Source organism: Hymenobacter agri, assembly GCF_054778495.1.
In genome coordinates this window covers 1-8753 of sequence record NZ_BAAGZM010000134.1, presented here as the reverse complement: position 1 = coordinate 8753, position 8753 = coordinate 1, and the positions used below count along the sequence as shown (strand labels likewise).

General features: G+C 61.8%; 9 protein-coding genes. 4 read left to right on the top strand and 5 right to left on the bottom strand.

Annotated features, from left to right (window positions below; genetic code table 11):
- The coding region (locus tag ACYVDE_RS09130) for a ribonuclease D (RefSeq protein WP_460501181.1) at window positions 1-897 on the bottom strand (897 nt) is incomplete at its 3' end.
- A gap of 261 nt (window positions 898-1158) precedes the next feature.
- Here ACYVDE_RS09130 and ACYVDE_RS09125 point away from each other — a divergent pair.
- Genes ACYVDE_RS09125 through ACYVDE_RS09115 form a run of 3 tightly spaced genes read left to right on the top strand, consistent with a single transcriptional unit; the run spans window position 1159 to window position 5686 of the window.
- Window positions 1159-1521: a carboxypeptidase-like regulatory domain-containing protein gene (locus ACYVDE_RS09125; RefSeq protein WP_460501180.1), complete on the top strand. Its 363-nt coding sequence runs from the start codon at window positions 1159-1161 to the stop codon at window positions 1519-1521.
- An 8-nt stretch (window positions 1522-1529) separates the two neighbouring features.
- Entirely contained in the window at window positions 1530-4247 is a 2718-nt protein-coding gene (locus tag ACYVDE_RS09120; RefSeq protein WP_460501179.1) for a SusC/RagA family TonB-linked outer membrane protein, read from the top strand.
- A 50-nt stretch (window positions 4248-4297) separates the two neighbouring features.
- Complete coding sequence (locus ACYVDE_RS09115; protein WP_460501178.1) at window positions 4298-5686, top strand: RagB/SusD family nutrient uptake outer membrane protein; 1389 nt, start codon at window positions 4298-4300, stop codon at window positions 5684-5686.
- 81 nt (window positions 5687-5767) lie between these two features.
- Here ACYVDE_RS09115 and ACYVDE_RS09110 read toward each other — a convergent pair whose 3' ends face one another.
- Both ACYVDE_RS09110 and ACYVDE_RS09105 read right to left on the bottom strand, forming a co-directional pair.
- Complete coding sequence (locus ACYVDE_RS09110; RefSeq protein WP_460501177.1) at window positions 5768-6679, bottom strand: prohibitin family protein; 912 nt, start codon at window positions 6677-6679, stop codon at window positions 5768-5770.
- A gap of 44 nt (window positions 6680-6723) precedes the next feature.
- The gene (locus ACYVDE_RS09105; RefSeq protein ID WP_460501176.1) at window positions 6724-7185 is read right to left on the bottom strand and encodes a hypothetical protein; all 462 of its coding nucleotides are present in this window, start codon (window positions 7183-7185) and stop codon (window positions 6724-6726) included.
- Window positions 7186-7327: 142 nt separating this feature from the next.
- Between ACYVDE_RS09105 and ACYVDE_RS09100 the strand changes: the two genes are divergently transcribed.
- Complete coding sequence (locus ACYVDE_RS09100) at window positions 7328-7585, top strand: hypothetical protein (RefSeq protein ID WP_460501175.1); 258 nt, start codon at window positions 7328-7330, stop codon at window positions 7583-7585.
- Between the two features lie 65 nt (window positions 7586-7650).
- On the opposite strand, the gene ACYVDE_RS09095 is transcribed toward ACYVDE_RS09100, so the two are convergent.
- Both ACYVDE_RS09095 and ACYVDE_RS09090 read right to left on the bottom strand, forming a co-directional pair.
- Complete coding sequence (locus ACYVDE_RS09095; protein ID WP_460501174.1) at window positions 7651-7998, bottom strand: hypothetical protein; 348 nt, start codon at window positions 7996-7998, stop codon at window positions 7651-7653.
- A 132-nt stretch (window positions 7999-8130) separates the two neighbouring features.
- Window positions 8131-8753 (bottom strand): S-adenosylmethionine:tRNA ribosyltransferase-isomerase (locus tag ACYVDE_RS09090; protein ID WP_460501173.1); only part of this gene is annotated, 623 nt, incomplete at its 5' end.

Genomic DNA, 8753 nt, shown 5'->3' with positions numbered 1-8753 from the left:
GGCGGGCAGGGGGGCATCGGGCGCCAAATCGGTAGTGCCGATGCTGAGCAGCTGCTCGGCGTAGGGCGAGCGTTTCAGCTCGGGGTGCAGGCCGTTGGCCGTGCGCAGCTGCATGGCGGTTTCGATGGGGTTGCGGGCCAGCTCGGCCAGGCGGTCGTTGCTGAGCACGTGGTAGGGCGGGCGGTCGAGCTGCCGGGCCACGGCGTCGCGCAGCAGGTACAGCTCGCGGAAAATGGGCATTTCCTGACTCGAAATCTTATACTTGGCGGCGTTGCGCGACCACGGGCGCGGGTCGTCGCGGCCGTAGCGTACGGCTTCGAGGGCCAGGTTTTCCTGGGCGGCCCAGTCGGCGCGGCCCAGCTCTTCGAGGCGGGCGCTGAGGCGGTCGGTGAGCTCGAACAGGTAGAGCACGTCGTTGGCGGCGTATTCTTTCTGCGCCTCGGTGAGCGGGCGCTTCAGCCAGTTCGATTTCTGCTCGCCCTTGTCGACTTCAAAGCCCAGCTCGGCCTGAATGAGGCGGCCCAGCGAAATATTATTGTCTTCGGCGGCCAGCAAAGTAAACTGGACGCTGGTATCCACAATGTTGCGGCAGTTGACACTGAATACCTCGTCGAGGAGCAGAATGTCGGACTTGCAGGAGTGGAACACCTTGGCCACGGCCGGGTCGCGTAGCACCCGGAACAGGGGCTCGAGGTCGGCGGCCATGTCGGGCAGGGGCAGGGGGTCAATCAGAAAAACCTCGCGCCCGTCGAACACTTGGATGAGCGCTAAATGGCGACCGTAGCGGTAGCGCATGTCGTCGAATTCCAGGTCGATACCGATGCGGGGCAGGGTGGCGAAATGCGCGGCGGCGGTGGCCACGGCCTCGGCGGTGGTCAGGTAATGAATGGTGGGCATTGCAGCAGAAAGCAGAGCGAGAGCACGCGCCCGAAGGCGCAGGCCGGGATGAGGTGGGTAAAGGTAGGCACGACAGCCACGGTTGCCGCTCCGGCGGGCCGATGACCTTTCCATGAAATTGCTAAACAGGGTGTGCAATCGTTCCGATTGTTGCATCATACAGGCGCTATCATTGATAATTCATCATTTATAGCGCAGCTGTTTCGTTACTTTCGAAAATTTTGCGGCGGCATATTCCGCCAGTCACTCACTCTTTTTATTATGAAACAAGCCTTCTATCCTCATATCAGGCTGTGGCTGCTTCTGCTGATGGCCTGCCTAAGCTCGGCAGCTGCCTGGGCACAAACTACTTCCATCAGCGGCCGCGTAACGGCTTCCGATGGGGGGGCGCTGCCCGGGGCCACCATTCTGGAGCGCGGCACCAGCAACGGCGTCAGCAGCAATGCCGACGGGGCTTTCACCCTGAGCGTGCAGCCCAACGCCACCCTTGTTATCAGCTCGGTCGGATACACAACGCAGACCATTGCAGTGGGCAGCCAAAGTGTACTCAACGTGACGCTGCAGGCCGCTGCTACCCAACTGAACGAAGCGGTAGTAGTGGGCTACGGCACCCAGCCGACCTGACGGGCTCGGTGGCCACCGTGAGCAGCAAGGAAATTAACAACGTGCCGGTGGTGACGTTCGAGCAGGCCATTCAGGGCAAGGCCACGGGCGTGTTCATCGAGAACGGCGGCGGCAAGCTGGGCCAGGCCACTAAGGTGCGCATTCGGGGTACGTCGTCGGTGAGCGGCGACAACCAGCCGCTGTATGTAGTTGATGGCATTCCCGTCATCAGCGACGATAACTCGGGCACCAGCGCGCCCACCAACCCGCTTACCGACCTCAACCCCAACGACATTGCCAATATCAGCATTCTGAAAGATGCCTCGGCCTCGGCAATCTATGGCTCGCGCGCTTCCAACGGGGTTATCCTCATCACCACCAAGCGGGGCAAGAGCGGTGCCACCCGTTTCGAGCTGGGCTACCAGACCGGCCTGAGCACGCCCACCCGCGAGCGCAAGTTTCTGGATGCCAACCAGTACGTGGCCCTCGTGCGCGAAGCCGCCGCCAACTCCAGCAAGCTGGACCCGACGTTTGACTACGTGACGTTTGCGGAATCGCGCCTGCGCCGCTACTCGGCCGGCAACGACGACTACAAAACGGGCGCCGTGAATACCAACTGGCAAAAGGAAGTGGAGCAGCGCGCGCCCACCAATCAGTATTCGCTGTCGGCCACCGGCGGCGACGAGCGCACCCGCTTCTACATTGCCGGCAACTACATCAACCAGCAGGGCATTATTCGCAACAACAGCTTCGAGCGCATGAATGCCCGCGTCAACCTCGACCACAAGGCCACCGACCGGCTGACCATGGGCGTGAACCTGAACCTGTCGCGCTCCAAAAACCACCGCATCGACAACGACAACTCGTTCGGAACGGCTTACCAGGCCGTGGCCCTGTCGCCGATTACACCCGCCATCGACCCCCGCACGGGCCTGACCAGCGGCGCCCTGAACCCGGCTACCGGCACCCCCAATACCAACTACCCCATCTACTACAACCCGGTGCTGAGCCTCGAAAACGTGCGCAACGTGACCACGGTATTCCGCACGCTGGGCAACGTGTACGCGGGCTACGACATTGCCCGTGGGCTGAATTTTCGCAGCGAAGTGGGCCTCGACCTGCTGTTTCAGAACGAAGACTACAAAGCCGGCCTGCTCACGGCCCGCAACACTGGCTTCACCGTGAACGGCTCGGGCTACAACGGCGACGTGCAGAATACGCGCTTCACCACCAACAACTACTTTACCTACCGCCCCACCCTGGGCGAGCAGCACTCGCTCGAAGTGGTGGCTGGTACCTCGTTCGAGGAACGTAAGCGCACGGGCAACCTCATTCAGGGCCTGCAGTTTGCCGGCGATGCCTACCGCACGCTGTCAGGCTCGGCGGTTATCAGCGGGGGCAACTCCACCAGCTCGTCGAGCGCGCTGCTTTCGTACTTCGGCCGGGCCAACTACGCCTTCGCCAACAAGTACCTCGTGACGCTGAGCGGCCGTATCGACGGCTCGTCGCGCTTTGCCCAGCATTACAGCGCCTTCTCGGGCGCTTCCATTGGCTGGGTGCTGACGGAGGAAAGCTTCCTGAAAGACCAGAAAATCCTGAGCACGCTGAAGCCGCGCTTCAGCTACGGCCAAACGGGTAACCAGGGCTTTGTCGATTTCGGCTACCTGCCCCAGTACGGCGCGGGCGCCTATGGCCAGCTCTCGACGCAGCGGCCCACCGTGTTTGGCAACCCCGACCTGAAATGGGAAACCACCACCCAGACCGATGCCGGCCTCGACTTCGGCTTTCTCGATGGCCGTATCTACGGCGAAGTGGATTTCTACCTGAAAAAGACCCGCGACCTGGCCCTGCAAACTTCGGTGCCCGGTACCACCGGCCTCACCTCGCTGTTCCGCAACGTGGGCAACATGGAGAACAAAGGCTTCGAGTTTTCGCTCTCGACCCGCAACGCCGTGGGCGCCTTCACCTGGACGACGAGCTTCAACGCCGCTACCAACATCAACCGCGTCACGAACCTAGGCGGGCAGGTAATTCAGGGCGGCTACATCAACCGGGCCATCGAAGGCCAGCCCATTGGCGTGTTCTACGCCCAGGAGTTTGCCGGCGCCGACCCCAAGAACGGCGACGCGCTGTATTGGAAGAACGCCACCAATGCCGACGGTACCACCTACATCGACCACAGCACTGGCACCACCAACAACTACAACGAAGCTGCCCAAGTGGTGCTGGGCAACCCCAACCCCCGCTGGACGGGCGGCGTGACCAACACCCTCGGCTTTAAAGGCTTCGAGCTGAACTTTACCTTCCAGGGCGTTTTCGGCAACAAGATTTACAACGGGGCCGGCCAGTATATGTCGACGGGCTTCGGCAACGGCCTCGACAACCAGACGGCCGACCAGCTCAACCGCTGGCAGAAGGAGGGCGACATCACCAACGTGCCGCAGGCCCGCCTGTTCCTCGACACCGGCTACAACAACTCGTCGCGCTACCTCTCCAACGGCGACTACGTGCGCCTGAAAACCACCACGCTGGCCTACACCTTCCCCACCGCCATGATGAACAAGGCGCACCTGGCGAGTGCCCGTATTTTCCTGACGGGGGTTAACCTGCTCACGTTCACCAAGTACAAAGGCTCCGACCCAGAAGTGAATGCCGACTACGTGGCCGGCAACATTGGCCAGGGCAACGACTTTTACTCGGCCCCGCAGCTGCGCACCTACACGCTCGGCGCTTCCATTGGCTTCTAATTTCCGCATTGTGGGTGCAAGCCCTTCCTCCCATTCATTCCGACTACACCATGAATAAGTTTTTCCGTGCGCTGGCCACCGGCTCGGTGCTGCTGGCGGCGCCCCTGGTGGGCTGCGACAAGCGCCTCAATATCGAGCCCGTCGATACCGTGCTGGCCGATAAAGCCATTCAAAGCTCCGCCGATGTAGAGTCGCTGCTGCGCGGCGGCTACGCCGTGCTGGGTAGCAGCGACCTCTACGGCGGTCGCATCCAATACATTGCCGACCTGCTGGGCGACCCCGAGGGGGCTGGCAGCGAGCTGTTCTGGCAGGGCACCTATGTGCAGCCCAACGAGATTTACCACAAGGACATCGCCAAAACCAACACGTTCGTGTCGGGCACCTGGAACCAGGCCTACCAGGCCATCAACATTGCCAATACGGTGCTGGCTAACATTGGCAAGGTGACGCCCTCGAAGCAAAATCAGATTACCGGCGAGGCCAAGTTCATCCGGGGCGCCATGTATTTCGAGCTGGTGCGGCTGTTTGCCAAAGACTGGAACAACGGCAATCCGGCCACCAACCCCGGTGTGCCGCTGGTGCTCACCGCCACCAACATCAACAACGGCATCGATGCCACGGGCCCGGCGTCTAAGGTATCGCGCAACACGGTGGCCGAAGTGTACGCGCAGGTGTTGCTCGACCTGCTCGATGCCGAGGCCAAGCTCAAGGCTTCGGCCCCGGGCTCGGCCACGACCAATATTTTCGCCACCACCTACGCGGCGTCCGGCATGCTGTCGCGCGTGTATCTGCAGCAGCGCAAGTACAACCTGGCCGCCATCGAAGCCGACAAAGTGATTCAATCGGGCATTTTCCGCTTAATCACGCCGGTTTCCGACGAGTTTGCGGCCAAAGGCAACACCAACGAGGACATCTTTGCGATGCAGGTGAACGTGCAGTCCGGCATCAACGACCTGAACACGTTCTACTCGACCAATGGCCGGGGCGGAGATATTTCGGTGAGTGATGACTTTGTGGCGAGCTACGACGCCGCCGACGACCGGGGCCTGCTCTTCAACCAGGACAATGGCAACCTGACCACGAAGTTCGACGAAGTGTTTGGCAACGTGAAGGTGATGCGCCTGGCCGAAATGTACCTGACGCGCGCCGAGGGCAACTTCCGCGCGGGTACCAGCGTGGGCGCCGCTCCCTTCGCCGACCTGAACGCCGTGCGCGAGCGGGCCCACGCCCCCCTCATCACCGCGGCCGATGTCACCGCCGACCTGCTGTTCAGCGACCGGCACCAGGAGCTGGCCTTCGAAGGCTTTTACCTGCACGACTTCAAGCGGATTGGCCGCGCAGTGGGCACCTTGCCCGCTACGGCTAACAACCTGGTGCTGCCCATTCCGCAGCGCGAAATCAACGTAAACCCCAACCTGACCCAGAACCCGGGGTACTAAGCCTGGCATCGCCCACGGGGCCCGCCCTACGAAAAAGGCCCGCTGCATATGCAGCGGGCCTTTTTCGTAGGCTGCCAGCGGCTACTTATCGCCTACCAGCAGCTGGGGCACCGCGCCGCGGCCGTTGCCCATGATGATGACCTTGGCGTTGGGCGAAGTGGCAATGGCCTGCTGGGCCTTAATGCTTTCGTACTGCAGCAGCCGGTCGCTGAGCTCGGTGTTCACGATGCGCTGGTAGTCGGCAATACCCTGGGCTTCTACGCGCTTGCGCTCGGCTTCCTGCTTTTCCTTCTGCAGCACGAACTGCATCTTTTGCGCTTCCTGCTCGGCCGAAATCTTGCTTTCGATGCTGGCTTTCACCGAGGCGGGCAGCTGGATGTTGCGAATCAGCAGCTGGTCGAGCTGCAGCCCGCTGTGGCGGAAGTCCTTTTCGATGGCGGCCAGAATGCGGGCCTGAAATTCCTCGCGGCGCGTCGAGTACAGCGCCACGGCGTCGTAGTACACGGCGTTGTCGCGGATGCGGGTGCGCGAAATGGCGCGAACGATTTTATCCTGGTAGTCTTCGCCAATGGTAGCCAGGATGTTGGGCGCTTGGCTGGCCACCACGTGGTAGAGCACGGTCAGGTCAATCACTACTTCCAGCCCATCGGCCGAAAGCACCCGAATGGCGTCGTCGCCGGCCTGCTGGCCTTCGCCGTGCTGGGCCGACATGGTGTAGTTCTGCGTGCGGGTGTCGAAGCGCGTCACGTCCACCAGTGGGTTCACCACGCTCAGGCCGGGCGGCAGCACGCGCGGCTGCACCTGCCCAAATAGCGTTTGCACGCCCACTTGGCCCACGCCTACCTGCACCACCGTGCTCAGCGCTAGCCCCAGCACCAGAAACGCCCCGCCCAGAAATACCAGCCCACCGCGCAGGCGTTCCAGCCGCTCCGAAAATCGCGAGGCATTCAACCCCAGCATCAGAATGATAAACCCGAGAATGATGAGAAGCATGGGGATAAATGATAAGCAGTAGGGGCAGGGCGTCGCGAAATTGGTTATTCCTCGTCAGTGTCGAAATCCAGCGTGCGGGCCAGGTCCACGCCCTCCTGGGCAATATCGTCGAGCAGTTCGGGGGCGTCGGCTTCGAGGGTGCGCCCAAACAGGTTGAGCAGCTCTTCGCCTTCCTCGTTCACATACAGGTTTTCGTAGAGGCGGTCGAACAGGCGGGCTTCGCGGCTCACAATCCGGTCGATGTCTTCGGGTGAGCGGGCCTCGCTCAGCGCGCGGTGCAGCAGGTCGAGTACCTGGCGGCTTTCGGCGTGGTCGCCCAGCTCCGATACCAGCTTGAGCAGGCTCATGGCCAGCCCCAAGCGCACCTGCTCGAAGCGGAACGGGCGCTGGGCCGGCGGCGCGGTACGCAGCTCGGCATAAGCGCGCAGGGCAGTGGGCGTAAGGTAATACTTCACGTCGTTGGGGGTCGTGAAGGCAAGGTGCAGCAATTGTTCGTAAGGCGTCATGGGCAAACGGCGGCTGGGTCCGCAACCGCGGCGGCAAGGGTGCGTAGGCGAAAAGGCGCAAGGTACGCGCTGGTCGTAGCCTTGGGCATGTATCGCAGTCCCTGCTCCGGCATTACACTCACCGTTTTTCTATTTCTTTCCGATGACGCACAAAGCGAAATGGCTCTTATTTGCCCCGTTGGGGCTGGCCACCATTGGCGCCGGTGCCAGCATGGTGCACTGGGCCGGTAGCCTGAAAGACCAGCAGGTACCGACCTCAAAATGGCTGGCCGCTGGCACGGCGGCACTGGTAGTATTCAATGCGGGCATCAGCCTGTTCGGGCGCGGCGTGGTTGAGAAAGTGTTGCACGAAGTGCGCGAGAAGCCACAGCCCGAGCGTTCCCGCTCCGAACAGAAATAAAAAAAAGACCCTGGCCTCGGCCAGGGTCTTTTTGGAAATGCGGAAAGGAACAGGTCCGGAAAGGACTATTCGGTTTTGGCTTCCATTTTGGCAGTGCCTTCCTTGGTTTTCTCGCTGGCCTTGTTGGCGCCGCGCTTCACCGCGTTTTTGGTTTTCATAGCACCGCGCTTGATGGCATGGCCGGTTTTGTGGGCCACGTTGCCGGCGGCATCTTTCGTGTTGTCGATGGCAGCGCCGGTGTTGGTTTTGCCGGTCTTCATCACCGTCGACGAACCGTCGGCGTTCACTTTCGTGATTTTTTTCGTGCCGTTATCGCGCGTTTTTACTTCAACGCGGGGCTGCTCCTGCTGGGCGAACGAAGCGGTGCTGATGGCGCAGGCAGCAACAAACAGGCTGAGGGTTTTGAATTTCATGGCGAGATGAGGTTTCAGTTGTTGAGTAAAGAATTGAAGGGAAACGGCCCTCTATACGAAGCCCCCTTGCAATGGTTGTGCCGGTATTTGTTTCAGGCATTACGGCATTCTTTCTCAATTGCATACGCCTGGCTACGGCAGCAGCAGCGAGCTGTCGCCGTAGCTCAGGAAGCGGTAGCCGTGGGCCAGCGCGTGCTCATACACTTCCCGCCAGCCGGGGCCCAGCAGGGCGGCTACCAGCAGCAGCAGCGTGCTTTCGGGCTGGTGAAAATTGGTGATGAGCCCCTGCGCCAGCCGAAACCGGTAGCCGGGCGCAATCAGCAGGCGGGTGCTGGCTTCGAGCGTATCGGTGCCGCGGGCTTCGAGGTAGCCCAGCAGCGCCGTAAGGGCCGCTTCGGGGCTGATGCTGGCGGCTGCTTCGGCCTGCTCGTAGGGCTGCCACTGCGTCACGAGCAACTCGGCGGCCGGCTCAGTGGCTGGTGGGTTCAGCAACAGGCCCGCGCCCAGCCAGTACAGCGTTTCAAGAGTGCGCAGGCTGGTGGTGCCCACCGCAATAACCGGCGCCGGCCGGTGCGCCAGCAGTTGGCGCAACAGAGCAGCCGTCACGATAATGGGCTCGGTGTGCATGGGGTGGCCGTCCATAAGCTCGGCCTTCACCGGCTGGAAGGTGCCCGCGCCCACGTGCAGCGTGACGTGGCCGCTGGCGAAGCCCCGCGCCTGCAGCTCGGCCAGTACTTCGGGCGTGAAGTGCAGGC

Coding starts and splice junctions, on each gene's coding strand:
- ACYVDE_RS09125 (WP_460501180.1), top strand. CDS start 1,159: ATGAAACAAGCCTTCTATCCTCATATCAGGCTGTGGCTGCTTCTGCTG.
- ACYVDE_RS09115 (WP_460501178.1), top strand. CDS start 4,298: ATGAATAAGTTTTTCCGTGCGCTGGCCACCGGCTCGGTGCTGCTGGCG.
- ACYVDE_RS09110 (WP_460501177.1), bottom strand. CDS start 6,679: ATGCTTCTCATCATTCTCGGGTTTATCATTCTGATGCTGGGGTTGAAT.
- ACYVDE_RS09105 (WP_460501176.1), bottom strand. CDS start 7,185: ATGACGCCTTACGAACAATTGCTGCACCTTGCCTTCACGACCCCCAAC.
- ACYVDE_RS09100 (WP_460501175.1), top strand. CDS start 7,328: ATGACGCACAAAGCGAAATGGCTCTTATTTGCCCCGTTGGGGCTGGCC.
- ACYVDE_RS09095 (WP_460501174.1), bottom strand. CDS start 7,998: ATGAAATTCAAAACCCTCAGCCTGTTTGTTGCTGCCTGCGCCATCAGC.